Source organism: Aequorivita sp. CIP111184, from assembly GCF_900489465.1.
In the GTDB taxonomy this organism is placed as follows: Bacteria; Bacteroidota; Bacteroidia; order Flavobacteriales; family Flavobacteriaceae; genus Aequorivita.
Map to the genome: position 1 here is coordinate 60,926 of NZ_UEFQ01000020.1, position 26,240 is coordinate 87,165.

Genomic DNA, 26,240 nt, shown 5'->3' on the forward strand with positions numbered 1-26,240 from the left:
TGAGCAATTATTAAAACGGTGCAAATTAACTAAAAAAAGAAGAGTTTATAAGTTGAATGCCAAAGAATATTCATGTTAAGTTTTATCTTGCGCTCCTTGAACAGAAAGATTTTAGATTAATGCTTAGGGAAATTAAAAATATCATAGAAAAATATTTCAATTATATTCTATTTGGGCTTTTCTCAATTTCTTTTGTTTTAATTTTATTGAAGCCCATTGAGCTTTTAAAAGACTCGCAAGGATACTTGGAAATGTCATTGATTCGCTCCCCAGTATATCCTATTTTCATCAATGTTATTGAAAAAATATTTGGAGATTATTTTCTTACGGCAGCAGTTTGCATACAGTTTGTAATAATGTCTTTAGCTATTTTTTATCTTGTAGTTACTTTAAGAAAACTATATAACATCCAGTCTTTTTGGTATCTTTTATTGGTCTTGCTTCTTCTATCACCCGCGCTTTATGAAGTGAACGTCTCCACCAGAATTCTTTCAGAAGCTCTTGCGTATCCACTGTATTTAATAATATTTTCTTTATTTATAAAAGCATTTACTGAAACTAAAACAAAGCCTTTATTAATATCATTTCCCTTTCTATTACTCTTGTTACTTACAAGAGGACAGTTTGTTTATTTGGCAGTCGTGGGACTTTTATTGGCTCTATTTATTCTTTGGAAACAAAAAAGAGTAATACGCCAAAGTTGGATTATGGTTGCATTTATTGCTCTTCCTTTTATTGCGAATTTTACAGATAAAACATATCATTATGTGGTGCATCAACATTTTGTTACCACTCCTTGGACCGGGATTCATTTAATTACCCCGGCACTTTTTGTCGCTACTGAAAGTGACGAATCCGTTTTTTCATCCGAAGAAGAAAAATCCTTCTTTTTGAAAATTTTTAAAAAATTAAAGGAAAATGGACTTACTCTTTCAAGTTTAGATGAAAAAAATTCAGAATCCACCATTTTTTATATACAGAACTTTACCAAAATCGCTAATGGAACAGTATTCAATGAAGGCAGATATTTTTTTGGAATTCCCATTGATGATGCAGAAACTTTTATAAAACTGGATACTCTCACAAAAAAAATGTCGCTCCCTTTAACGCTAAAGAATCTTGCAAAATGGAGCAAACTTTACTATCAAAATTTCGCATACGGATTGAATGGCTCCCGCTTTGTAATGCTGTATCTTTTGCTTTTAATTGTAGCTTTATTTTCTGTTTTCAGAATTCCTTCTTCAGAAATAAAATTTATTTTATTGGGAAGTGCTATCACGTTATTTAATATTGGCATAATTGCAATTGGAATGCACACCATTAAACGATTTACATTTTATAACGATTGGATTTTATTTTTTATATTCTTTATTCTGATAGATCTTTTGCTAAAAAAAACAAAACAATATGCAGCTAGAAGTTAGTGTAGTAATGCCATGCCTTAATGAGGCAGAAACTCTTGCAATATGCATCCGAAAGGCTTTTTCTTTCTTTAAAGAGAAAGGGATTCAGGGCGAGGTAGTTATTGCAGATAACGGCAGTACAGATGGCTCACTTGAAATCGCAAATACTGAAAATGCCCGTATTATAAATGTTGCAGAAAAAGGATATGGAAGCGCATTACGCGGAGGAATAGAAGCTGCAAATGGCACTTATATTATTATGGGCGATGCTGATGATAGTTACGACTTTACAAATTTAATGCCTTACATTATAAAACTTCGTGAAGGCAATGATTTGGTTATGGGAAACCGATTTAAAGGCGGCATTAAAAAAGGGGCAATGCCTTTTCTGCATAAATATCTCGGCAATCCCGTACTTTCATTTATTGGCAGACTGTTCTTTAAAAGTAATATTGGAGATTTTCATTGTGGCTTGCGTGGGTTTAGTAAAGAAGCCTATTATAAAATGGAACTAAAAACAACGGGAATGGAGTTTGCCAGTGAAATGATTGTAAAGGCAAGCCTTAAAAACCTGAAAATCGCTGAAGTGCCCACCATACTTTCTCCAGACGGCCGTACCCGGCCACCGCATTTAAATACCTGGCGCGATGGTTGGCGGCATCTGCGTTTTTTAGTCCTTTACAGCCCAAATTGGCTTTTTTTGATCCCAGGCATGCTATTAATGTTTATTGGGCTTATTGCATCCTTAATTTTAATAAATGGCCCCCTAACTATTGGCTCCATTAATTTTGATGTGCATACACTTTTATTTACTTCTGGAATTCTACTTATTGGGTTTCAATTCATTTTGTTTTATGGGCTAACCAAAGTTTTTACTGTTGAAAATGAATTACTCCCAAAATCGAAGAAATATGATCGTCTTTTTAAATTTATCAATTTGGAAAAAGGATTAATCACAGGATTTTTAATGGTTATTATAGGAATTATTTTAAGCGTTTTGGCCTATAATGATTGGCAGCAACTCAGTTTTGGAGATATCAATGATGCCAAAATTTTTAGAATTGTTATTCCTGCTATTACGCTAATGTTATTGGGCGTCCAGATTATACTTTTCAGTTTGTTTTTCAGTATACTAGGGCTAAAAAAATAAAAAGGCACCCAAGTGGGTGCCTTTACTAAAAAGTATATTTTTAAACTTATTAAATTTTATTCCTTTTACGGTCTGTTTCTTTCAAATATATTTTTCGCAGTCTTAAATGGTGCGGTGTAACCTCAACATATTCATCTTTTTGAATATATTCCAAAGCTTCTTCCAAAGAAAATTTAACTGCAGGAATAATTTTTGCTTTATCATCCGCTCCAGAAGAACGTACGTTTGACATTTTCTTGGTCTTAGTGATGTTTACAGCCATATCATCCTGACGTGTATTTTCACCAATAACCTGTCCTTCATAAATATCTTCGTTAGGATTTACAAAGAAACGTCCTCTATCTTGCAATTTATCAATAGAATACGGAATTGCAGAACCAGTTTCCATAGAAACCAAACTTCCGTTTTGTCTTTCTGGAATTCCACCTTTCATAGGTTGGTATTCAAGAAAACGGTGTGTCATAATTGCTTCACCGGCAGTTGCTGTCAACAATTGGTTACGCATACCTATAATTCCACGAGAAGGGATTAGGAATTTACATATCATTCTATCTCCTTTTCCTTCCATGCTTATCATTTCACCTTTACGAATGGTCACCATGTTAATAGCGGTTCCACTTACATCTTCGGGTAAATCAATAGTCATTTCCTCTACAGGCTCACATTTAACCCCATCAATTTCCTTGATAATAACTTGTGGTTGACCAATCTGCAATTCATAACCTTCACGACGCATCGTTTCAATTAAAACAGAAAGGTGCAAAACCCCACGGCCAAAAACAATAAATTTATCAGCACTATCAGTTGGTTCCATGCGCAAAGCAAGGTTTTTCTCCAACTCCTTTTCAAGACGTTCTCTAATGTGTCTTGAAGTAACAAACTTTCCATCTTTTCCGAAGAAAGGTGAATCATTAATAGTGAAAAGCATACTCATTGTAGGCTCATCTATAGCTATAGTTTTTAAAGCTTCTGGATTTTCAACATCGGCAACAGTATCACCAATTTCAAAACCTTCCAAACCAACTAAAGCACAAATATCTCCTGCTTTTACTTCCGTAACTTTTTTACGGCCCAAACCTTCAAAAGTATGGAGCTCCTTAATTTTAGATTTAACTATTTTTCCGTCGCGTTTAACAAGGGCAATCTGCATTCCTTCTTTTAATGTTCCTCTTTGCAAACGACCAATAGCAATACGACCTGTAAATGATGAAAAGTCTAAAGAAGTAATTAACATCTGCACTGTTCCTTCCTCGATTTTTGGTGCTGGAATGTGTTCCAAAACCATATCAAGCAACGGCTCAATGTTATCTGTTTGGTTTTTCCAATCATCGCTCATCCAGTTATGCTTTGCAGAACCATAAACTGTTGGAAAATCAAGTTGCCATTCTTCAGCACCCAATTCAAACATTAAATCAAAAACAGATTCGTGTACCTCATCTGGAGTACAGTTCTCTTTATCTACTTTATTGATAACAACGCAAGGTTTTAAACCAAGGTCGATAGCCTTTTGTAATACAAAGCGTGTTTGTGGCATTGGCCCTTCAAAAGCATCTACCAAAAGTAAAACACCATCTGCCATATTCAATACACGTTCCACTTCACCACCAAAATCGGCGTGACCAGGAGTATCGATAATATTTATTTTAGTGTCCTTATATATTACGGAAACGTTTTTTGAGGTAATAGTAATGCCACGTTCTCGTTCCAAATCATTGTTATCCAAGATAAGATCCCCTGTATTTTCGTTTTCACGGAAAATACTACAATAGTGCATAATTTTATCAACCAGCGTGGTCTTACCGTGGTCAACGTGGGCAATAATAGCGATGTTTTTGACTTTCATAAACTTGCTCCTTTTTTTAAGAGGGTGCAAAAGTAGTGTTTCTAAGTGGATTAGAACTAAAAGTTGGGATTTTATTTTGATAGAAAATTATTATCCCATAAAATATAAATGAAGTATATTTATGTTAAATTTTTAAAAGATGAAGAAAAAATTACTACTCACCTTATCAATCTTTTGGGCTATTTCGGGGTTTTCGCAATTTGGATCGCAACAAGTAATTTCTAATTCTACCTTGAAACCATATTTATCAATTCCTTTTGATATAGACAATGATGGGTTTATGGATGTTTTAACTGCATCTGAACAAACATATAAAATGAGTTGGTATCGAAATCTGGATGGACTCGGAAATTTCGGTCCAGAAATTATTATAAACGAAACTGGAATTTATTATTTATCAGTTGACTTTGTGGACATAGACACTGATGGAGATATGGATATTTTATATCATAGTAACAATCCAAGTTATATTGCTTGGTTAGAAAATCTTGATGGTGAAGGAAATTTTGGACCAGAACAAATTATAAATGAACAGGATTTTATTCAAACTGTAATTACAACCGATATGGATAGGGATGGAGATCTAGATATAGTTGCAACTATAACAGATACATTCTCAGGATGGATAGTTTGGTATGAAAATGAGGACGGGCAAGGAACATTTGGAGATGAAAAAATGTTGATTCAAAACAGTAATCCTTATGCTAAATTAGCATTAGAAGATATTGACAATGACGGTTTATTGGATATTTTGGCAACAGAATATGTATATATTCAAGGTAAGATTTTTTGGTATAAAAACTTAAGCAATGAAGTCTTTGGAAATGCGCAAATTATTTATCAATTTGCTTGGGTTCAGTCTGGAGGAACAAGTATTATTGAATTTCAATACGTTGATATTAATTCAGATGGGAAGATGGATATTGTTATGACTTCAGTGGATGACAGTTCTTTCGTAAATACCCATTGGCTTGAAAATTTGGACAATCAAGGAAATTTTGGAGACCTTCAATTCATAATGGATACTAATGATCAATATCATTTTTATGATCTAGACAATGATAATGATAATGATATTTTGTTGTGGAGACCAAATTTGGATAGCATAATTTGGAAAGAAAACGAAAATGGCCAAGGAACATTCGGAACACCAAAAATTATTACCACTTCTGTTGATGTTCCAAGAGACGCAAAAGCTGCAGATTTTGATGGAGATGGCTGGCTGGATATTACTTCAGCATCTATTGCCGACAACAAATTAGCTTGGTACAAAAACGACAGATTGGGTATTTCAGAAAATGAATTTGCCAACTATCTTGTTTTTCCAAACCCAACAAATGGAATTCTTCACATAGAATCAAAGCTGCCAATTGCCTCAATTTCTGTTTTTAATATTTTGGGGCAAATCATTGAAACAAAGCAAAAAACCAACCAGATTGACCTCTCCAAGGCCGAGGCTGGTGTTTATCTTTTAAAGATTGAAGATGTGAACGGAAATTCACAAACCCATAAAATTGTGAAAGAATAAATCTTCGTACACTTCCATTGATTTTTCAAAGTTGAGCGAAAGAAGCTTTTAACTACCTTTGTATAAAAATAAGCTTATATAATGCAACTGAATAAGATCCCAAATATAAAATACACAACTTCCAACAACTTTTTTCTCCTTGCTGGCCCCTGCGCCATTGAAGGCGAAGAAATGGCGATGCAGATTGCCGAAAAGATTGTAAAAATTACTGACAAGCTTGAAATTCCCTACATCTTCAAAGGAAGTTTTAAAAAAGCCAACCGAAGCCGAATAGATAGTTTTACAGGAATTGGAGATGAAAAAGCATTAAAAATATTGCGTAAAGTTTCCGAAACTTTTGGCGTTCCTACGGTTACCGATATTCACGAAATAAGCGATGCAGCAATGGCTGCAGAATATGTAGATGTTTTACAAATACCAGCATTCTTGGTTCGTCAAACTGATTTAGTAGTTGCAGCTGCTGAAACGGGAAAAGTGGTGAACCTGAAAAAAGGACAATTCATGAGTCCGGAGAGTATGAAACATGCCGTGACCAAAGTAACTGATTGCAACAACGAGCAAGTATTAATTACGGACCGTGGAACTATGTTTGGCTACCAAGATATGATTGTGGATTTTCGTGGAATTCCTACAATGAAACAATACGCTCCTGTAGTTTTGGACGTAACCCATAGCTTACAACAACCCAACCAAAGCGCAGGCGTTACAGGCGGAAGACCCGAAATGATATCAACCATTGCCCGGGCGGGAATTGCCACAGGGGCAGACGGAATTTTTATAGAAACCCATTTCGATCCATCAAACGCCAAAAGCGATGGTGCCAATATGTTGAATTTAAACTTGCTGGAAAAATTGCTAACCGATCTTGTGGCTATCCGAAAAACCATTAATAAATTATAAAAAAGAGCCCTGCCAACATTTGTTGACAGGGCTCTTCGGCTAAAAACAGAACTTTATATAATAAGAAATGTTGATTCTTAACTAAAAAAAGACTGCTCCTTTTTAGGGAACAGTCTTAGAATTTAACACTTATAAAACTCCCCAATTAAATAAGTATTCAAATATCGGGCTAAAAACAGATACCAATCAAGAGGGATTTCCCCCAATTTTCAACAGGGTTTTTCCTGTTCCGAATATTTTGGATATGTATTAAAAAAAGAAAAAGTTGCTTCTTTTAAGAAACAACTTTTAACCTCATGTCTAAATTAACTCCCCAATTAATTTGATACTGTAAAGGTGCGAAGAAGACTAACATCAGTCAAGAGGAAAAAGCCTGAATTTCATGGGGGATTTACCCCTTTTTTAATATAAGATATTTCCTACATAATACTATTTTAAAAAATAAGGTCTAAAATATTTAGGATTTTAATTTGGCTAATAAATATTTTTACATTTACTTTGTTTTTCAAAGTACTTTATTATGAGCGAAAAGGATTATTTGAAAGACATCAGCGAGATCAAAAACTTAATGAACCGCTCTTCCCGTTTTATCTCACTCAGCGGACTTTCGGGAATTTTCGCGGGAATGTATGCCATTATTGGGGCGTTAATTGCATATTTATATCTATTCCCAGCAGCTGGTGAATTTCTTACTATTCATAGCTGGAACTTTAAACTGCTGCTTGCGCTATTAGCTTCTGTTGCTTTACTCAGTATTATTACAGCCTATCTATTGACAACCCAAAGAGCAAAAAGAAACAACGAAAAAATTTGGGATACCACTACCCGCCGTTTATTAATAAACTTTTTAGTACCGCTCGTTACTGGTGGAATTTATATAATCATAAAACTGAACAGCCAACATTATGGGCTTAGCGCATCTTTAATGCTTATTTTTTATGGACTGGCACTCATAAATGCCTCAAAATACACCATTGGCAATGTAAAATATTTGGGCTATGCCGAAATTAGTATTGGATTAATTTGTGCAGCTCTGCCCGGTTACGGCCTCTGGTTTTGGCTCTTGGGGTTTGGCCTTTTCCACATTATCTACGGAAGTATTATGTACTTAAAAGAGGAAAAAAATTAAGCGTGGGAATTATAGACAACATAAATAAACTTTTTGATCATCGCATTCGTCTGGGAATTATGAGCATTCTTGTGGTGAATGAGAATGCCGATTTTAATCGTCTTAAAGAGCTACTTGAAGTTACCGATGGTAATCTTGCCAGCCACATTAAAGCTTTGGAACAGGCCGAATATATTTTAGTGGAGAAAAGTTTCGTAGGTCGAAAACCAAACACCAATTACACTGCCACAAAACTTGGTAAAGCCGAATTCAAAAAACATATAGAAGCACTCGAAAAATTGATTCAAAAACCTAGAAAGTAAGAAGTATATTTTTTTATTAATTCACTTTGAAATACAAAGTACTTTACATTCAACTATTCACATTTAAAACAAAAATTATGGAACAAACAAAAGGTAAATTTAGCAATTGGATGCGGAACTCCATCACCGCAAGAATGCTAGTAGTCGGGTTTTTATTATTGATATTATTGATCCCGTTGGAGTTTGTAAAATCCCTTATCAACGAAAGAGCATACAGGCAAGAGGAAGTGGTCCGAGAAATAAACGAAAAGTGGGGAAACGAGGTGCTACTCTCCGGACCTATTTTGAAAATTCCATATAAAGTTATTTCCGAAGAAATAATTTTTAACGAGAAAACCGATTCCTATTACACAAAAACAAAGGAAACTGTGGAGAATGCATATTTCTTTCCAGATAAATTAAATATTACCTCTCAAGTTGACACAAAACCGTTAAACCGAAGCATCTACGAATCGGTTGTTTATTCCGCTGCCATCGACATTAAGGGAAGTTTTCCAAAAATTGATTTTATGAATACCGATATTCCCGAGGAAAATATACTTTGGGAAAAAGCGACGATTCTTTTAAAAACATCAAATTTAAAGGGAATAAAGACTACTCCTATCGTGAACTTAGCTTCGGAAGCTCTATCTATGACACCCCAGTATTCCAAGGAATATCTGAATACTATCCAAAGCAATTACATTACAAATGCAAAAGAAATTTTTACGGAGTCACTTCCCTTTTCATTCAATCTAAAAATAAACGGTAGTGAAAGCCTGAAGTTTTTACCCATAGGAAAAGAAACCGATGCCACGATGAAATCAAACTGGCACTCCCCTAGTTTTGATGGTAACTTTTTACCTGAAGACACCAACAAAGAAATCAGTAAAGATGGTTTCACAGCCACTTGGCGTATTCTTCAAATAAACCGGCAGTTTGAGCAATCATTTTTTGGACATCTTCCAGACCTTTCCGCATCTGCATTTGGAACCAAACTTATTATTCCCGTGGACGAATACCAAAAGAGCGAACGCACCGCCAAATATGGTTTTATGGTTATTGGACTAACGCTGCTGGTATTTTTGCTGATTCAATTGGTGAGCAAAATCTACATACATCCGTTTCAATATGTAATGATTGGGCTGGCATTAGTAATGTTTTACACTTTGCTTATCTCTATTTCCGAACACAGTAATTTTTTAAAGGCCTATGCCATTGCTGCCTTTTCGGTACTTGCGCTAATAACGGTTTATTCGCGGGCAATTCTGAAAGGGTTTAAGTACCCTTTGCTTATCTGCGGTTCGTTGGCTTCGCTGTATGGTTTCATCTATGTAATAATTCAGTTGGAAAACTATGCGCTATTGGTGGGCAGTATCGGACTTTTCTTAATTCTGGCAATCATAATGTTTGCGTCAAGAAGAATTGATTGGAAAAATGAATAAATTATTTTCCTATTGGGCGCAGTTAGAAAAATATGGCTACTAAGCAAAATTTCTCGACTGCGCTCGAAAGGACATTCAAATATTTCAAATGAATCTAAAAAAATGAAGAACTATTTAATTTTATTTATAATACTCCTTCTGCTAGAATTAGCAATTGCTTATTTCCAATTCAATTCTTTCATAAGAGGATTTCTGGGCGATGTGCTTGTAATACTGCTACTCTATTCTTTTCTAAAAATCTTTATAAAAAACAACGTTCTTAAAACTGCTGTTTCGGTTTTGGCTTTTGCCTATTTTGTGGAACTGCTGCAATTATTTAAACTTGTTGAAAAACTCAATATACAGTCAGAAATACTATTAATCATTTTTGGTTCGGTCTTCGACTTTTGGGACTTGCTTGCATATTTCCTCGGCTTTTTACTTATTCTACTAATCGAAAAATTCTCATGAAAAATGAAAACCTTAAAAACATTTCTCTTTAATCGTTTCCATATACTGTTTCCTCTTTTTTCGCTAACAGTTTTAAGCATTTTATTGCTTTCTGTTCGCTTAAAAGTCACACATTCATTTTTCTATCTTTTCTTGGTGTGGAATTTATTCTTGGCGATGATTCCTTTTTTCATTTCAACTTATATGAAAACCATCAAAAAAAAAAATAAACCTAAACTATATTTTTTATTGCTCATTTGGCTACTGTTTCTTCCCAACGCGCCCTATTTATTGACAGATTTTATCCACCTGCGCTTGAGCCCAATTGAATGAATTGGGTTTGACGGTTTAATGATTGCCGCTTTTGCCACTACAGGAATAACATTTTATGTATTGTCAATTAAGGAAATAAAAACAGTGCTTTTTCAAAATTTCAACGAAAAAATGGTTTCAAAGTTTATCGCAATCCTTCCTTTTTTAGTAAGTTTTGGGATGTATCTTGGGCGTATTTTACGTTGGAATTCGTGGGATATTCTTCATAAACCTTTCAGTCTTTTTACCGATGTTTTCGTAATAATTACAAATCCAATTGAAAATATTGAAGCGTGGGCATTTACAATTCTTTTCGGTCTGTTTTTAAGATTGGTGTATTGGGTTTTTGAAAAATATTTTTCATACTACATACAAGCTTGATCATTTTTTAATTCCAATATTTATTCTATTTTGCGCCATAAAATTTCGACATATCTGTATGTTTCTTAAAAGATATTTATTCCTATTACTATTTTCAAGTTTCTATTTATCATATTGCCAATCGGGATATATTCACGAGTTTGGCAAGCCTAGCAAGCAGGAAATGGAACTTAAATATTATGAAGCCGAACCGGAAGCTGCCGGGGTGATTTTATATGAATCCGGTAATTATTATGCTGTTTCCATAGTCAAAAAAACCGCTTTTAGATTGGTGATGGAAGTACATCGAAAAATAAAAGTGTTAGATATCACAAGATTTGGCAACTCCACGATAGAAATTCCATATTATGTAGGTAACGGATTCTATGAAGAGGAAATATTGAACTATAAAGCCATAACCCACAATGGAATTTTACAGGATGCCGTAAAGGATGATTCGTTCTATGTAATTGAAAAATCTGGCGGGAGAAAAGCTTTAAAATTTACATTCCCAAACGTACAGAACGGAAGCATATTAGAATATAAATATACATTAGTCACCCCCTATTTTTTTAATATGGATGGCTGGGAATTTCAGCACGATTATCCTACCATTTATAGCTTCTTTCAAACTGTATTGCCAGTAAATATAAAATACAGTCGGGTTCTTTATGGACCAAAAAAATTGGACAACCACAGCAACTACATTAAAAAAAATGACTTCCTGATACCTTCCAACAATGGCCGCCGTGATTCAGAAGTAAATATTTATGTAATGAAAGATATTCCTTCTTTTGAAGAAGAAAAATTTATGTTGTCGAGAAAAAATTATATTAGCCGAATTGCTTATGAACCCTTATCATATAAACCTTTTCATGGGGAAGAAAAAGTTTATACCCGTTCTTGGAAAGATGTAGACCATCAATTTGAGAGTCGTAGCGATTTTGGGGATCAACTAAATAAAAATAATTATTTCAGAAGAAAATTGCCGAATGCCATTCTTAAAATTAACGATGATACGGAACGTGCAAAAGCGGTATATGGCTTCATTCAAAACAACTATACTTGGAATGGATGGTATTTCAATTATGGCAATGATATTAAAGATTCATTTCAAGAAAAATTAGGAAGTGTATCAGACATTAACCTTTCGCTCGTAAATGCACTTGAGGCGGCTAACCTACACGCGAAATCGGTTATCCTTTCCACCCGAAATAATGGACTGCCCACAGAACTCTATCCCGTGCTCTCCAATTTTAATTATGTTTTGACGGTAGTAATGATAAACAATGAAAGGATATTGTTGGACGCTACAGATAAACAAGCCCCTTTTGGAGTCATTCCCTTTCGAGCTTTAAACGTACAAGGCCGCGTTATGGATTTCAAAAATGGAAGCTACTGGATGCCCATTGAGCCTTTTAAACAAAACATCCATTATGCAAATGCGCAAATAACTGCAGCTGAAAATGGCAGTTTTTCCGGAAAAGTGAATCAGGCAAGTTATGGTTATATAGGTCTTGAAAAAAGAAATACCATTGCAGATGAGAATCTGGAAGAATACATAAAGACCGAAGAAAAGGATAAAGCAGGTATAGAGATTGAAGCTTATCAAGTAGAAGACATTGAAGATATAGAAAAACCCCTAAAAGAAAATTATAACATTTCCATAGAGCCCGAAATAGTGGGTGATAAAGTAATTCTGCATCCTTTTTTCAACAAAACATACCTCAACGAAAATCCTTTTAAAATGGAGGAACGTACCTACCCGATGGATTTTGGCTTTCCTTTTACAAACACCTATCTAGTTTCCATAGATTTAGGCGATGTTTATGAAGTTGAACAACTACCCAAAAGCAGGGTCATAAAACTTCAAGGAGAAGATGGAGAATGTTCAGTAACCTATGTTTTAGATGGTGGCAAAATAAATATTCGCTTTAATATGAAACTTGCCACATACCGTTTCCCTCCCGATGCATATCAATCAATAAAAGAATTTTTCGGCACTATGATAACTATGCTAAAAGAAGAATCCATTATTTTAAAAAAAATATAATATGTTTTTAAAAACCTTACTTTTTACTAGTTGTTTCTTTTTAGTATGGCTTTGTTCCTCACAAACACAGTCTGTGCATACCTTTGGGGAACCAATTGGTGAAGAATTTGCCATGACCAGCTATTCCTTAGATCAGGACGCAGCTGGAGTGGTGCTTTACGAAAGAGGAAATTATACCGTAGACGCCGCCGATGGCTACATAAGGCTTATAAAAGAAGTACACCGAAAAATTAAGGTATTCGATGCAAAAAACTTTGATTATTCTACCGTGGAAATACCCTATTACCGCGAAAACAATGTTCGGGAAAATATAAAAGACCTTAAAGCTGTTACCCACAACGGCAAATCGAAAGTTTATGTGAGCAGTAACGCAATCTTTGATACTGACGAAAGCCAGCACTGGTCCCTTAAAAAATTTACTTTTGCCAATGTTCAGGATGGCAGTATTCTAGAATATTCCTATAGAGTAGAAACCCCTTACTTTTTCAACTTTGGCGGCTGGGCATTTATGAATAACCTACCAACTATTTATTCAGAGCTTCACACAGAGATTCCTGGAAACTATACTTTTAACAGAACTCTTTACGGTGATAGAAAACTTGATGTGAACCACGCCGAAATAAAAATAGATTGTTTCCACCTCCCTGGCTTTAAGGTTCCTGGCGACTGCGAATCGGCGACCTATGTAATGAAAGGAATTCCTGCTTTTAAGGAAGAGCAATATATGCTTTCTAAGGATAATTATATGCCCGCATTAAAGTTTGAGCTTCAGGATATAGTTCACTTAGATGAAAGCAAATCTGCCTTTTCGAAATCTTGGGACGATGTGGATCACGAGTTTAGGTATGATAAAGATTTGGGACGTCAATTAAAATATACCAATTTCTTTAAAGATCAACTGCCCGCCTCTATATTCGCTATATCTGATGAACTGGAACGCGCAAAGGCAGTTTACTATTTTATTCAGGATAAAATGTCTTGGAATAACGAAACACGAATTCTGGATGACATTCGTGTAAAAGAAGCTTTTGAAAAGAATGTTGGCAATAGTTCAGAAATCAATTTAGGACTTATTAACGCCTTGGAAGCAGCTGGTCTGAATGCAAAAATAATGCTCCTAGCAACCCGGGATAGAGCAATACCTACCAAACAATACCCAGTTCTAACAGATTTTAACTACGCCATTGTACATCTAGACATCAACAACACAAAGTATTTACTGGATGCAACGGACAAATACACTCCGTTTGGAGTACTTCCCTACCGTGATCTTAATGTGGAAGGCCGTGTTTTGGATTTCAAAAAAGGAAGTTATTGGGCGCCTATTGATCCTTATGCCAAAAATATGCACTATGTAAATATGCAACTTTCAACAGATGATGCCGGCAAGTTTTCAGGAAAGGTAAGTGAAGTTTCCACAGGTTACATTGCTGCTGAAAAACGAAAAGAATACAATGAATACAGTAAAGAGGAAATCATTAAAAGAAAACAAAGCAAAAACGAAAGTTTGAATATCACAAATCTTGAAATTCAAAATGAAAAGGATCTAGAGCAGCCCTATAAGGAAAGCTATGATATTTCATTGTTTGAACAGCCCGTTGGCGATAAACTATTTGTATTTCCGTTTTTGATGCAGACTTATTTTTCTGAAAATCCTTTCAAAAAAGAAAACCGTCAATACCCTATAGAGTTTGGGTTTCCCGTTACAAATAATTATTTAATTTCCATTGACGTTACAGACCAATACGAAATTGTACAAACGCCTACCAACCGTCTTTTGAAATTACCCAATAACGATGGCGAAATGTCTGTTGTTTACAATCAAACAGCAAATAAGGTTAATATTAGATTAAGTGTTAAGTTGGACAATTATACTTTTTCTGCAGAAGCTTATAAAACGCTCCGTGAATTTTTTACAGAGCTTATAAAAATACAATCGGAAGAACCTATTCAGCTAAAGAAGATATAAAGTAATAGCTGTTAGGTGTCCCTATTCTTTTCCTGAATTCTACGTATGACCGCTGTAGCGGTTTTTCTTGAAACAAAACGAGGCAATTTAGACAAGAACTTGTTGAAGTTTCCGGGAATAGCCACAACTTTTCCTTTATTCATGGCTTCATAGCCATATTCAGCAACTTCCTTCGGGCAGGCAACATTGAATTTTATTTTATTCTCTGAATTTTTGCTCCCATTGGAAACCACCTTCTGAAAACAGGTTTTGGTCTGCCCTGGACACAGCGCCGTAACAGTAACCCCTGTGCCTTTCAGTTCATTAGCAATGGCTTCAGAAAAGGAAAGGATATAAGCTTTGGAAGCATAATATAATGACATTAATGGACCAGGCTGAAAAGCTGCAAGAGAAGACATATTCATTATCTTTCCACTACCGCGCTCCACCATTCCCTTTAAAACTAGTTTGGTTAAATGGGTAGTTGTAACCACATGCAGATTTAGCATTTCCGCATCACGTTCCCAGTCAGTATCGTTAAAATTTCCGAAAATTCCGAAACCGGCATTATTTATAAGAACATCAATTTGCCTATTTTCTATAACCTTAAAAATTTCTCCAGCAACATTGCAGGTACTAAGGTCTTTAATTATTAATTGAATTTTTGGGGAGTAAAGAGCATTAATTTCCCGTTTCGCTGTTTCTAGTTTTTCGGCATCAACATCCACCAAAATAAGGTCATAATCATCTTTGGCCAATAATAAGGCCAACTCAAATCCCAGCCCTGAAGCGGCTCCAGTTACTAAAGCGGTTTTTGTGGGGTGCTCATTAGGTTTTAATTGCATGATTGTTAACAAAAAGTTAATTTGTTAATCGGCAATTTCAACATAATCCTGTAGATATGCAAATCTGGGAGTCAATTTCCCCTCTTTTGTCGTGATTTGGGCACGATGCAGTATTCCATCATTGTCGTTATTAAAAAAAGCGGGGATTACATTTTCCAAAAACATATCTCCAAAACCCTCGCTGGCATCTTTAGGAAGTTCGCAGGGCAAATTATCTACCGCCATTACAGCTATTGCTCCAGCAGCACCAAATGCAGTTTCACTTTCATTTATTGGATCGTAACCATAAAAAGGATCAGCAATAGTAGAAGCGCGAAGTGTGCAAGCCACCGGTCCATCAACATCGCAAGAAATATCAGCTACTAAATTTATTTTAAAGACAGGACTTTTGGCATCGTCCCTTGTAAAAAGATATGGTGCACCGTTTCCGAAGAAATGACCGGTAATGAACATATCGCTTACCTTTGCATATTTCATAAAATCACTATCGTATTCGGATGGGTCGTTGTAGAATTCTTGTTTTTCAAATTCACCGCCATCTTTGCGTTTATTATATTCCGAAACATCTATTAAACAATAAACTGGCTCGTTAAAATTTTTTGAAAGATAGTCTGCATCGGTTACTTCGCGTATTTTTAAGTGATCTAGAATTTCCTTCGCTCCTCTTGTAACCTTGCCCGTTCCGGAAAGGATAATTTTTATATTTGGAATTCTTATTTTATCTAATTCAGTTTTCACGGCCTCCAAATCGGGAAGGGTTTCAACTTTTGGAAGTGCAAACAATTTATCGCGTAAGCCTAATCCTCTAAAGCCATTGTAAGCTCCCACTAGACCTGCGTAATACCCAAAACCAATCAATCTTTGCTTGTCTGCATTCACGATGGTTTCGTGATCAAACATTTCAATGCTTTTATTTAGCATTGCTTTTAGCAGTTTGCGGTTATATGGCTGTTTTTTAATGGTATGGCTAAAATAAAAATACTTTTTGTTTGGAATTAAAGCTTCTACCGGAACTTCCTTTACACCCAGCATTACGTCTGCTTCAGAAACATTATCCACTACTTCAAAACCTGCATCAGCATAAGCCTCATCAGAAAAAATGCGGATATCTGAAGATTCTACGATTATCCGTGCATCGGGAAATTTTTTTATGACTTCTTGACACTTTTCCGGCGAAAAAACCACGCGACGATCGGGCGGGTTTTTGCGTTCTTTGATGATGGCAAAGGTTATAGGCATTTGGTATATTTTTTGAGTAATTATTAGAGTGGCAAAGATAGGGTTTTTCATGTATCTTTGCGGCCCGCGTTAGGGATCGAAGCGGCATCCTTTTTATTTTTTATAAAAAGATATAGCTGAAAGCCCGCCCCGCCCTTTTGGCGGGGGAACGCTCAGAAAAAGATCTTTGAAAACATTCTCATGATTGGAACATTTTTCATGAGATCCCTGCCTTCGCAGGGATTTTGGGGCCGACTGGTTTTGACAGCGGGTCTAATTGTATTGTAAGCATGTCGAGCGCTGGGATATAGCTCGTTAATATCATATTTCACACTTTTTAAACGGCGAGAATAACTACGCCCTAGCTGCATAATCCGAATTACAGTAGGATGTGCCTCGGCCCACAAGGTGGGCAAGCAGGAAGTCACTCAACGGCCTTGGTTTGCGGCGGTTGATATAGTGGCTTCGTAAAAGTAAACCTAGCAAGATTAGGGCTTTGATGCTCTTGTGAAGCTCAAGTGAAGATAAGGAGTGCGTTGGTAGTTTTCGACCGGCAATCTCACGAAAATCTAAATGAAAACTAAGCATGTAGAAGGCAGTATAATTGCTTGTTTGGACGAGGGTTCGAATCCCTCCGGCTCCACTTTTCGACTACCAAGTCAACAAAAAGAACCCTGTAATCTTATGATTTACAGGGTTTTTCATTTTTTACAGTTTCATTAAATGGCAAATAATAGCATATAAAAAGTGACCTATTCAGCATGTAATTTATTCTAAAAACGCGCTCCGAATTCGCTTTCCTTAATTTTTCTGCAAAGCTGAATAAATCTACTTGTTAGATTCAGCATTTTCTCTAGCCCACTGCTGGTATTTTTCAAATTGAGACTCATCCAAAATGTCTTTTAGAATCTTATCCTGAGTTTCGGTACGCTCAAAACTGTTCATACTTTTATTTGGATTGGCTTTTTTCCAAGTATCAGTTGTGCTTTTCCATCCCCTATCAAAACGGCTAATTTGATCGTCACTCATGTTCAAGTAGGAATACATTTGTTCCATTGCAGCTTTATTCTCCACATCTGTACTGGTGGTAATTGTTGCGGCGGTTCTATTTTCGGTTTTAGGCCTACTGCCACTTACGGAATTTCCACTGGAGATTACTTCTGTATTTGCCCTGCCTCTATTGGTTGCCTGGTTTTCGGCGGTGCTGTTCTTCGTTGTACCACAAGCGGTTAGAAGGGCAAGTAATCCAACGGACAAAAATGTTCTTAGCTTTTTCATAGTTTTCTTTTTTTTGTTGTTACCTACTAATTTACAAATGCGAGCGCTTTCCAAAAGGGACTTTAAGAAAAGATTGTAATTTATTTGAAATTGACTTATAGAGCGATTACGCATACTCATTACTAACTCTTCACTTACTTATTATTTAAAAATCTACTATATTTATGAATATTTAATTTTAAATCATCTTTTAATATGAAAAAGAAATTACTCCTCATTACCTCATTTTTTTCAATGGGATTGTGCTTTGCCCAAACTTACGGCACCTATGAAACTGATGTAAATGGTAAAATTTTTTATCAGAGTCCCACCCCCGTTCTATTTGTTCCACAAGAAAATAATAGTGGCCCCACAGAGCTGTCCTTGGACTGGAGCAATCCAGATTATGACGTTTCGAACAACCCCTCAAAGGATTCTTGGGACTCCCGCTTAGCTGTTGGAAATACAGGTACCGTTTATGTTGTTTATAGCGATAACTATTCTAATGGATTGCAAAAAATTATGTTCAGAAAAAAAGTGGTAGGCCAAGGTTGGTCTACTCCTCTTTTTGTGGACAAAGGCGGCGAGATTGGCGGAAAAAACAATCATTATGGCGCCATTACAAGCTCTCCCAATGGTGACCTACACGTTATCTACAACGTTTGGGCCAATGAAAATGTGCGTAACTATATTGGTTATTCCTATTACAATGCCGCTACCAGTATCTGGAGCGATGGCCTAAAAATATCTGATCTTGGCGGTACTGTAAACCACAACAACAGCCACCACGATTTGTACAGCACCGATAATAACCTCCCAGTCGTAGTTTGGGGGTATGATTTCCGGGAAAATCAAATAAATGAAGAAATCTATATGAAGTATTTTGACGGTAACGATTGGTCCAGCGATATTGCTGTTTCTGATGTTACCGATAATCTGGATGCCGGCTTCCCATATATTAAAAGTATTGGTGGCAACAAGGCAATGCTTGTTTATGCTGAAGGTAATTTCGGCAGTATGGAACTGAAATATAAAATTTATGATGAAGCCACCCACAATATCAGTGAGGCAAAGATCATTGCTACTGAGAATATTTTTAGCAACAATTATGTGTTGGCTACTTCAGGTACTGGCGACATCATGGTTTTAACTATCCACAAGGCAACAGGCCCAAACCGCGATATACTCAATATATATGATTACGATAGTGCTGCCGATTCTTTTAACCTTTCTTCCAACGTATATGAAGTTGCTGCAAATGCAGGTGGTTTGTTAAAAAGAATAGATATGGACTGTAATGCCGAAGGAGACTGCGCCATAATTTACACAGATTTTCTGGCAGAGACCAATTCCTTTTTAGAATACAACCCAACAACAGGTTTTGGCAGCCCGCTAATAATAAATGAAGAAAGCCCTGGGCTTGACGCACCAAATGCGAGATTTGACCCACAGGGAAATTTGCATGTAGTGTGGAGTGATTTCCGGTTTAATGACGGCCAAGGTTTTGACGAAAGAGAAGTAATTTATGAAAAAGGAGTAAATACAAATCTTGGTACAGATGCCCTCTCCTTCACAACTATTTCAGTATTTCCAAATCCTACCAAAGGCAACTTTACAATCAAGACAAATGAGACTTTCATTTTAGAAATCTTTGACGTTTTGGGCAAAAAGCTAGACACACAAAATATTACAGGTACCACCCAGATAATCAATAATTTAGCAACTGGAACCTATTTTCTGCGGTTCATAAATGAACAAGCCACACAGGTAAAAAAATTATTGGTGGAATAAAAACTGAAATGTTTGCTATAAAAAAGACCGTCCTAAAAGACGGTCTTTTATTACTGAAAATAAAATATATTATATACAAATAGAGTAAAGAAGCAGTACTTTTCTTGTTTTAAGAATTAGAGTACAATACAAAAAGCCCGTAGCCTCACATCTACGAGCTTTTTATTTACAAGAACCTAAAGATTTTAGGGTTCAAGTGCAAATGCTATGGTCCTGCCGTAATCTTTTGCAATTCTCGTCTGACCATCGGTGGCGGTGGTTATAATATGCAATGTTTCTGCGAATGCACCTTTTCCAGTTCCATCTGCATAACACTCACCTAGTAATTCTTCAGGATCAAAACTCCTACTGTATATACCGGTGCTTGTGTTTAAGTTATAACCAGAGGCGCTATCTATAACCATTCCTTTTGCGCCTGCAATGCCCACTGTTCCACAACTTCCTTTTACTACACCAAAACTGAACTCAGCAAAGTTGGTGGGATGTTTCGCCATAAAGGATAGCTCAAGTCTTGCCTCTTCCCCATCTGATTTATATTTCACAAAACCACAACAGTTGGGAGATGCAGCTACTCCATCTACGTTTACAGTGTAGATGTTTCCTTCACACATGCTATTGTCTATACGCATAATCATATTGAAAGCATCGGCTGTATCATCTGTTGGGTTTTCCAAAAATTTATTGGGTGCGTTTTCGCTAAAATTCGCATCGTCATGTTTTAAGGTTTTAAAACTATTTTTTGGAAGATTGTGCAACAAATTTCCTGCTTGGTCAAAAAGTTCCAACTTTAGTTGATACAAACCATCGCCCTTAAGCCCGGTGGAATCAAAATGTAGGGTATTCATATTATAGGTTTCCTCTACCCAATGTGGATCTGAAGATTCGGGTTTATTGAACGGTTCCATTTCTGGCTGTTCTGGCGGAATAATATATAAGTTCTCATTTGCAAGACCTTCACCCGAAATCGGACCTAGTTTTACACTATCAGTGCCAAGCTGATAATCGCCGTATAAATCTGTGAAAATATATCTATAAGATTTCCTTACTTGGTCCCCAACAGGTTTTAAGGGCTCATATGCACTTTCAGGAGTTAAATCTGTAAGTGATATTTTCCGATAGCTCCAGCGGTAATAATACATATTTGCATTAGGCAGATCAGTACCAAAGCCCATTCTAAGGCTTGGACTTCCGCCAAACGGTCTTTTATAATCATCTGTTGTGGTACTTAAAAAACTGTCATTATTCGCCCAAGCATCCGTTAGTCCAATGCGATCAAATGCTTCAGTTTGATTTATAGGCGGTAAAAATTGGTGGGATTGCTGTATGTGTGAAACAGTGGTGTGACCTACAGAATTTATAAACACAATATTTCCCGCTGAATGACAATCACAACAGCAATTACCTGGAACCATAGGATGCGTTATATGAATATTAATATCAGTACCGCAACTGTAGTTCCAATGAGTGTTGCAAGGAATGGGTGGTCTGTAAACTGTTATCCATTCGCCATTGATGAAATATTCTACCCAAATATAAATATCAGGCTTATCGCCAAAACAATTGTAATAAATGGTCTTTTCAAACCTGCCGCTGGCATTGGTATCTACCACTGCCAATTCATTACAACGGTAAAAATAAGGCCACCACCAAGGCCAAAAACAGAACCAAGGATGTAACAAGGTATAATTTTTAGCCAAAGTTTCCCGTATCATATTTAGGTTACCAGAAGCAAGTTGTTGCTTTATTTCAGGGTTTAATTCGGGTAATTTAGAAATAGTTTCCTTACGGATCTCCGCTATGGATTGTGTTTTAAAGATATTATCTTGATTTTGCAAATCCAATGAAAACCGTTCAACACGCTGAAAAGGTCCCAGATCTGGAATGGGTATTGGATATTTAAAGACTGGTTTTAATATTGCATCGGGTATTTTTGCAATTATATAATCTGGTATTTTGTTGATCCAATATAAAATAGGGTCTATTTCACAAATATGAACGCGCGCCTTGCAAACAGCGCGATCTTGCCAACTGTTCCCTGAGCGAAACCATTTTGAAATCTTACCCCCAACCCTACATTTACACCTTATCCAAAAGCGCGATAATACTTCAGGAATTGGCAGTATGTTTAGGCCATTGTTTGCGTCTATATTTATCATTGGCTCATAGGCCATATAACTTTGCAATTCCTTGATGCTGCTTATACGGGTAATATTTTTATTGGAAGCGGGAGCAATAAACAACCTCAACTGCTCAGGATTTATTTTCAATTTCCGGGTTTGCTGAGGTAATTTCTCTAAATTAAATTCCAGAATATTGTCTTTCACATATTGCCACTGCAGCAATGTACCCCTGCAATGAAAAAGAAAACCAATAAGTGGAAAATCTCTTTCTGGGGGTTGTTCAAAATCCACTCGGATTTTGAAGTTTCTGTTCGGGTAGTCAGGATTTTTTGCCATAATTACATAATTATAGGTTAGCGCCTACTCTGTTTCAATTTGGATTTTGGGCATACTCCACTAATTAATATTGCTTATTGACGGTTATCAACAAATCATTCTTTAAATGGGAAGTTCTTTTTGTATATACTCACTTGTGCAAGCCAAATGGTTCTGTTAGAGGAGAGAAAACCTTTGCTTTTAAACACCTTAAAATGAAGCTATTAAATTAATAATCAATCTTCAGTTGTAATAGTACAAAAGCGACAGCTTATTTTAATAAAAGAAAGGAAGCTAAATATTTTACAGGCTTATTATAAAGTGTTTTTTAGCTGATGGCTACCTATAGCTATATCCTCCTTTTTACATTTTCAATACGAAGTGCAGCCTGTAAACTATTTTCAAATAGATGGGTGGGACTATTGCCAGCAAATTTTTTAAAATCCTTTATCATATGCATTTGGTCATAGTAGTCACAATCCAGCGCGATGCTAGTCCAGCATTTTTCAGGATTCATTAATTTTATTTCTATGGCGCGATTGAATCGTAACAAGCGGCAAAATGTTTTAGGGGAAGTTCCTACCTGTTTCGTAAATTTTCGTTCAAAATTGCGCAGACTCATTTTGGCCATTGCTGCATATTGTTCTATAGGTACTGAGCAATTGGACCGCAATATGGCATTGGAAATTAAGTCCACTCCCTTTTTATTAGCATTTGCTTTTTTTTGGGTTACATACTTCTTTAAGAACTCATCCGTAAGCGCTGCCATTTTAAAAATGTTTTGTGTTTGTTGCAGTTGCTCGCAATGCATGGAAATCTCTTTACCAAAAACGGTTTGTGCATCCACAATTTTATTTGTGAATTCCCTTAACGGCAAATTTAAAAGGGTATGGAATCCATTAGGGGTAAACTGTATTCTAAAAATGGAGTATTCGCCTTTAAACTTCCAACTCCAGCTAAACCGGGTAAAGAGTCCTTTTAGCAAAGCTCGTTTTGATTCATTCTCGATGGAATCATTGCTGCTAATTGGCAAATCTCTTGGAAGTTGGTCTAGAAAAAACAGCAGACACATTTCGGGACCAGAATAACACGGCCAGCATAGCTCTTTCTGAAAGGTATTAAATTTCAAAAGGGTGTAGGTGCTCACAAAAGGCGCCAATAAAATACTGGGCGGTATGTTTAAGATTTTAGTCATTTTTAAGGAAACGTCAAATAAAAACTGATTTCAGAGGAGTACTTCTTTAGGTTAGAAAGAATGACAAATGGCACCCTGCGGTGTCGTCTTCGGTGGGTTCCATGGAAAATTCAATGTTTTTTGGGGCATTGGCGCCTCGTTTAAAAAGCTCAGCGTCAATTTTTAAGGATCAAAGCGGACGGGGTTATCCTCCTTAAATTTAAAATGCCTCACTTGGGCAATGGTTTCTAACTTTTGGGGAGTTACGGCAGAAACTTTTCCCGAATTCACAATTGAAATACGTGTAACACGGGTTTTAAGAACAGATTTAGTCGTGTTCTTTGCGGCTATTTTTTTAGTAGTAGCCATTTTTGTCAAGGGTGTCTTTCTTAATGGAGCCTCTGATTTTAGGATTTTTTTTGCAGTCATCTTACTAAAATTTTGAAGTTGAACAATCAGTAAAACAATTGGGAAGTTAGTTGCCGAATAAAAAGCAAACTGCTTAAGAAGAGGAGAGTTTCAGCTCGCTACCACAATTGGAAACAAACTTATGTAAATGTAGTAAATAATTGAATACCAGATACTTTTGGTTGTTATTTTTTATTCAATAGTAGTTTAGATACACAATGATCCCCACACATAAACCTCAAAATCTGGCTTTAACTAAAATCAAATCCAAAGTCCAAATCAATTTTATTAGCTTTTTTTGCATCCTGTGATTTTGAAAAACTGCCCTGCGGACGCTCCTGTATTACCAAACTTTCTGGTAGACCTTCCAAAAAATAGGCGCTATTTATTTCCTCATTTTGTGTAGGCGTAACAGCATTACTGTGATGGGCATTGAGAGAATCTGTAGTTCTAGTAATTATAAGTTCGTTCTTTGCCCGAGTAAGAGCGACATAGAGAACACGTCTTTCTTCCTCAATTTCTTCTGTGCTTCCCAAACTGTAGGATGATGGATAGGTTTTTGGAGATACATTGAGCACAAAACAAACATCAGCCTCCAGACCCTTGGCAGAATGGACAGTGGAGATAATTACGTGATCCTTATTTTCGGTAGTTTTAATTTTACTCCCCTCCAATACAGGAGTGCCACCTAAACCGGTGGAGTTATCTAAAATTCCTTCCGTTATAAATTCCCCCAAACTTGAATAGTGTTCTGCCAATATTTCTAAGACGGGAAAGTCTCCTTTCCTTTTTTCTTGCCAGTCTTTTGCATATTTCAAAGCCAGATCAAGTTCCATTTCCTTAAACAAGCTGGATACTGCAAGTTTTACGTTATTCTTGTTTGCGTTCACCGCATTGTAATAGGCTTTTATTTTTCCCCCTTCCGGTCCAGGTATAATGCCGCTAAGTGCTTCACCAGTAATTTTGCTGGTATCAAGTTTTAGTATTTCCCGTAAATAACTACTCGCTCTTACTTCCCCGATACCATGAATAAAAGTGAGGTATCGCATCCAAGCAATCTGATCTAAAGGATTATTTATTACGCGTAAAATTGCAAGTACATCCTTTATATGGGCGGCTTCCAAAAATTTACGTCCGCCGTAAGTTTCATAAGGAATTTTCTTTTGAAGAAATACAGCTTGTAAAGGTTTGGTGTAATACTGCGAACGGCTCAATATTAAAAAATCTGAAAATGTCTTTCCTCCTTCACGAAAGTCCTTCAATATTTTTTCAGCTATATAATTGGCTTCCTCAAACTGATTGGCAACATTGAGTATCACAGGCGTTTTACCCGGACCTCTATGCGCCGTGAGCTTTTTATTATAGCCAATTGGCGACTTTTGGAGAAGCCAGTTTGAAATATCCAGTATCTTTTGCGTTGAGCGGTAGTTTTTATCCAATTTCTTCACTTCGGAATCTGAAACACGTTCTGTAAAAGAGTGTACGTTCTGGAAATCTGCCCCTCGGAAGGAATAAATAGATTGTGCGTCATCGCCCACGCAAAAAAGCTTACAGATTTTTTCAAATGGCGCAAGCAAATACCATTGCAACGGATTTGTGTCCTGCATTTCATCCACCAAAATATAATCATAAGCTTTGGAAAGTATATTTCTCGCCTCTTCATCCTTATGTAACCTATTTCCAACTACCAGCAACAGATCGTCATAATCTAGATATTTTTGTTGCATTTTAAGAGTCTGATATTCCTTAATCAAAAGTTCGAGCACTGGGCGCAACTCTTCTATCTCTTCATTGGTTTCAGAATCATCCTTCCCCTTGTGTAATTGAATACGAATGGTTTCGGTAAGATTAATTCTCGTGTTTCTAGCGAAAGAAAACAAATCTAATATTTGTTGAGGTTTAATACGAATTTTTCCATAGCCCGTTTTTTCATTACCACAAGCCATCTTCATCAAGCTGAGTTGGTCATCTGAATCGATCACCGTGTAATTGGCAGCTCCGAACAAATTTGGGAAACTAGTGATAAGTTGGTTGCACCAACTGTGAAAAGTGGATCCACTTAGAGCCTGTGCATCCCGGCCCGGAATTCCAGCCTTTACCCGCTCCACAATTTCGCTGGCAGCGCGTTTGGTAAAGGTTAGAATCTGTATTTTTTCGGCAGCAGTTCCATTTTCAATCAAATGGGCTGCTCTGCCAACTATAGTCTTTGTTTTTCCCGTCCCCGCTCCTGCCAATAACAGTAAATGTTTTCCATTAAAAGTTATGGCTTCTTTTTGTTCTTTATTATATAATTCCAATGCAGTATTTTTTTGCTTTAAAGATAAAGTATAT

General features: G+C 36.3%; 19 protein-coding genes, 1 other RNA gene and 1 pseudogene. 13 read left to right on the top strand and 8 right to left on the bottom strand.

Going from position 1 to position 26,240, the window contains the following annotated elements:
• Positions 1–56 precede the first annotated feature (56 nt).
• Positions 57–1,424 (top strand): glycosyltransferase family 39 protein, encoded by a 1,368-nt coding sequence (locus AEQU1_RS08920; RefSeq protein WP_111880504.1) that lies wholly within the window; start codon positions 57–59, stop codon positions 1,422–1,424.
• Positions 1,408–2,553, top strand: a complete 1,146-nt coding sequence (locus AEQU1_RS08925) for a glycosyltransferase family 2 protein (RefSeq protein ID WP_111880505.1) — start codon at positions 1,408–1,410, stop codon at positions 2,551–2,553. The genes AEQU1_RS08920 and AEQU1_RS08925 overlap by 17 nt, the downstream gene beginning before the upstream one ends.
• Before the next feature lie 49 nt (positions 2,554–2,602).
• On the opposite strand, the gene typA is transcribed toward AEQU1_RS08925, so the two are convergent.
• Positions 2,603–4,396 (bottom strand): translational GTPase TypA, encoded by a 1,794-nt coding sequence (gene typA, locus AEQU1_RS08930; protein WP_111880507.1) that lies wholly within the window; start codon positions 4,394–4,396, stop codon positions 2,603–2,605.
• A gap of 139 nt (positions 4,397–4,535) precedes the next feature.
• On the opposite strand from typA, the gene AEQU1_RS08935 reads away from it, so the two are divergent.
• The 9 genes and pseudogenes from AEQU1_RS08935 to AEQU1_RS08980 all read left to right on the top strand — a co-directional run bounded on the left by AEQU1_RS08935 (position 4,536) and on the right by AEQU1_RS08980 (position 14,802).
• Positions 4,536–5,924, top strand: a complete 1,389-nt coding sequence (locus AEQU1_RS08935) for a T9SS type A sorting domain-containing protein (protein ID WP_111880508.1) — start codon at positions 4,536–4,538, stop codon at positions 5,922–5,924.
• An 81-nt stretch (positions 5,925–6,005) separates the two neighbouring features.
• Positions 6,006–6,824 (top strand): 3-deoxy-8-phosphooctulonate synthase, encoded by an 819-nt coding sequence (gene kdsA / locus AEQU1_RS08940; protein ID WP_111880509.1) that lies wholly within the window; start codon positions 6,006–6,008, stop codon positions 6,822–6,824.
• Between the two features lie 520 nt (positions 6,825–7,344).
• Positions 7,345–7,953 carry a hypothetical protein gene (locus tag AEQU1_RS08945; protein WP_111880511.1) on the top strand — a complete coding sequence of 203 codons (609 nt, stop codon included), beginning with the start codon at positions 7,345–7,347 and terminating at the stop codon, positions 7,951–7,953.
• Between the two features lie 2 nt (positions 7,954–7,955).
• A complete protein-coding gene (locus AEQU1_RS08950; protein WP_111880513.1) occupies positions 7,956–8,255 on the top strand; it encodes a transcriptional regulator in 300 nt (99 codons plus the stop codon).
• Between the two features lie 77 nt (positions 8,256–8,332).
• Positions 8,333–9,679: a cell envelope integrity protein CreD gene (creD, locus tag AEQU1_RS08955; RefSeq protein ID WP_111880514.1), complete on the top strand. Its 1,347-nt coding sequence runs from the start codon at positions 8,333–8,335 to the stop codon at positions 9,677–9,679.
• 102 nt (positions 9,680–9,781) lie between these two features.
• Complete coding sequence (locus tag AEQU1_RS08960; protein WP_146743733.1) at positions 9,782–10,129, top strand: DUF2809 domain-containing protein; 348 nt, start codon at positions 9,782–9,784, stop codon at positions 10,127–10,129.
• A gap of 3 nt (positions 10,130–10,132) precedes the next feature.
• Positions 10,133–10,801, top strand: a pseudogene (locus AEQU1_RS16320) (DUF1361 domain-containing protein).
• A 163-nt stretch (positions 10,802–10,964) separates the two neighbouring features.
• Positions 10,965–12,833 carry a DUF3857 domain-containing protein gene (locus tag AEQU1_RS08975; RefSeq protein ID WP_181566742.1) on the top strand — a complete coding sequence of 623 codons (1,869 nt, stop codon included), beginning with the start codon at positions 10,965–10,967 and terminating at the stop codon, positions 12,831–12,833.
• A gap of 1 nt (position 12,834) precedes the next feature.
• A complete protein-coding gene (locus tag AEQU1_RS08980) occupies positions 12,835–14,802 on the top strand; it encodes a DUF3857 domain-containing protein (RefSeq protein WP_111880523.1) in 1,968 nt (655 codons plus the stop codon).
• An 11-nt stretch (positions 14,803–14,813) separates the two neighbouring features.
• Here the strand turns inward: AEQU1_RS08980 and AEQU1_RS08985 are convergent, their stop codons facing one another.
• Entirely contained in the window at positions 14,814–15,626 is an 813-nt protein-coding gene (locus AEQU1_RS08985; protein ID WP_111880525.1) for an SDR family oxidoreductase, read from the bottom strand.
• A gap of 24 nt (positions 15,627–15,650) precedes the next feature.
• The gene (locus AEQU1_RS08990; RefSeq protein ID WP_111880596.1) at positions 15,651–16,859 is read right to left on the bottom strand and encodes an NAD(P)-dependent oxidoreductase; all 1,209 of its coding nucleotides are present in this window, start codon (positions 16,857–16,859) and stop codon (positions 15,651–15,653) included.
• 232 nt (positions 16,860–17,091) lie between these two features.
• On the opposite strand from AEQU1_RS08990, the gene ssrA reads away from it, so the two are divergent.
• Positions 17,092–17,490, top strand: a transfer-messenger RNA (tmRNA) gene (ssrA, locus tag AEQU1_RS08995).
• Between the two features lie 182 nt (positions 17,491–17,672).
• Here the strand turns inward: ssrA and AEQU1_RS09000 are convergent.
• The gene (locus tag AEQU1_RS09000; protein ID WP_146743734.1) at positions 17,673–18,122 is read right to left on the bottom strand and encodes a hypothetical protein; all 450 of its coding nucleotides are present in this window, start codon (positions 18,120–18,122) and stop codon (positions 17,673–17,675) included.
• A 195-nt stretch (positions 18,123–18,317) separates the two neighbouring features.
• Between AEQU1_RS09000 and AEQU1_RS09005 the strand changes: the two genes are divergently transcribed.
• Positions 18,318–19,892 carry a T9SS type A sorting domain-containing protein gene (locus AEQU1_RS09005; RefSeq protein ID WP_111880528.1) on the top strand — a complete coding sequence of 525 codons (1,575 nt, stop codon included), beginning with the start codon at positions 18,318–18,320 and terminating at the stop codon, positions 19,890–19,892.
• A 185-nt stretch (positions 19,893–20,077) separates the two neighbouring features.
• Here the strand turns inward: AEQU1_RS09005 and AEQU1_RS09010 are convergent, their stop codons facing one another.
• The 4 genes from AEQU1_RS09010 to AEQU1_RS09025 form a co-directional block, all read right to left on the bottom strand.
• The gene (locus tag AEQU1_RS09010) at positions 20,078–22,348 is read right to left on the bottom strand and encodes a hypothetical protein (protein WP_111880530.1); all 2,271 of its coding nucleotides are present in this window, start codon (positions 22,346–22,348) and stop codon (positions 20,078–20,080) included.
• Between the two features lie 328 nt (positions 22,349–22,676).
• Positions 22,677–23,522: a helix-turn-helix domain-containing protein gene (locus AEQU1_RS09015; protein ID WP_111880532.1), complete on the bottom strand. Its 846-nt coding sequence runs from the start codon at positions 23,520–23,522 to the stop codon at positions 22,677–22,679.
• Between the two features lie 162 nt (positions 23,523–23,684).
• A complete protein-coding gene (locus AEQU1_RS09020) occupies positions 23,685–23,930 on the bottom strand; it encodes a hypothetical protein (protein ID WP_111880534.1) in 246 nt (81 codons plus the stop codon).
• A 230-nt stretch (positions 23,931–24,160) separates the two neighbouring features.
• Positions 24,161–26,206: an ATP-dependent helicase gene (locus AEQU1_RS09025; RefSeq protein WP_258455252.1), complete on the bottom strand. Its 2,046-nt coding sequence runs from the start codon at positions 26,204–26,206 to the stop codon at positions 24,161–24,163.
• Between the last annotated feature and the right edge of the window lie 34 nt (positions 26,207–26,240).

Coding starts and splice junctions, on each gene's coding strand:
- AEQU1_RS08920 (WP_111880504.1), top strand. CDS start 57: ATGCCAAAGAATATTCATGTTAAGTTTTATCTTGCGCTCCTTGAACAG.
- AEQU1_RS09020 (WP_111880534.1), bottom strand. CDS start 23,930: ATGACTGCAAAAAAAATCCTAAAATCAGAGGCTCCATTAAGAAAGACA.
- AEQU1_RS09010 (WP_111880530.1), bottom strand. CDS start 22,348: ATGGCAAAAAATCCTGACTACCCGAACAGAAACTTCAAAATCCGAGTG.
- AEQU1_RS08975 (WP_181566742.1), top strand. CDS start 10,965: ATGGAACTTAAATATTATGAAGCCGAACCGGAAGCTGCCGGGGTGATT.
- AEQU1_RS08980 (WP_111880523.1), top strand. CDS start 12,835: ATGTTTTTAAAAACCTTACTTTTTACTAGTTGTTTCTTTTTAGTATGG.
- AEQU1_RS08945 (WP_111880511.1), top strand. CDS start 7,345: ATGAGCGAAAAGGATTATTTGAAAGACATCAGCGAGATCAAAAACTTA.
- AEQU1_RS09000 (WP_146743734.1), bottom strand. CDS start 18,122: ATGAAAAAGCTAAGAACATTTTTGTCCGTTGGATTACTTGCCCTTCTA.
- AEQU1_RS08985 (WP_111880525.1), bottom strand. CDS start 15,626: ATGCAATTAAAACCTAATGAGCACCCCACAAAAACCGCTTTAGTAACT.
- AEQU1_RS09015 (WP_111880532.1), bottom strand. CDS start 23,522: ATGACTAAAATCTTAAACATACCGCCCAGTATTTTATTGGCGCCTTTT.
- AEQU1_RS08925 (WP_111880505.1), top strand. CDS start 1,408: ATGCAGCTAGAAGTTAGTGTAGTAATGCCATGCCTTAATGAGGCAGAA.
- AEQU1_RS08935 (WP_111880508.1), top strand. CDS start 4,536: ATGAAGAAAAAATTACTACTCACCTTATCAATCTTTTGGGCTATTTCG.
- kdsA (WP_111880509.1), top strand. CDS start 6,006: ATGCAACTGAATAAGATCCCAAATATAAAATACACAACTTCCAACAAC.
- creD (WP_111880514.1), top strand. CDS start 8,333: ATGGAACAAACAAAAGGTAAATTTAGCAATTGGATGCGGAACTCCATC.
- AEQU1_RS08960 (WP_146743733.1), top strand. CDS start 9,782: ATGAAGAACTATTTAATTTTATTTATAATACTCCTTCTGCTAGAATTA.
- AEQU1_RS09005 (WP_111880528.1), top strand. CDS start 18,318: ATGAAAAAGAAATTACTCCTCATTACCTCATTTTTTTCAATGGGATTG.
- typA (WP_111880507.1), bottom strand. CDS start 4,396: ATGAAAGTCAAAAACATCGCTATTATTGCCCACGTTGACCACGGTAAG.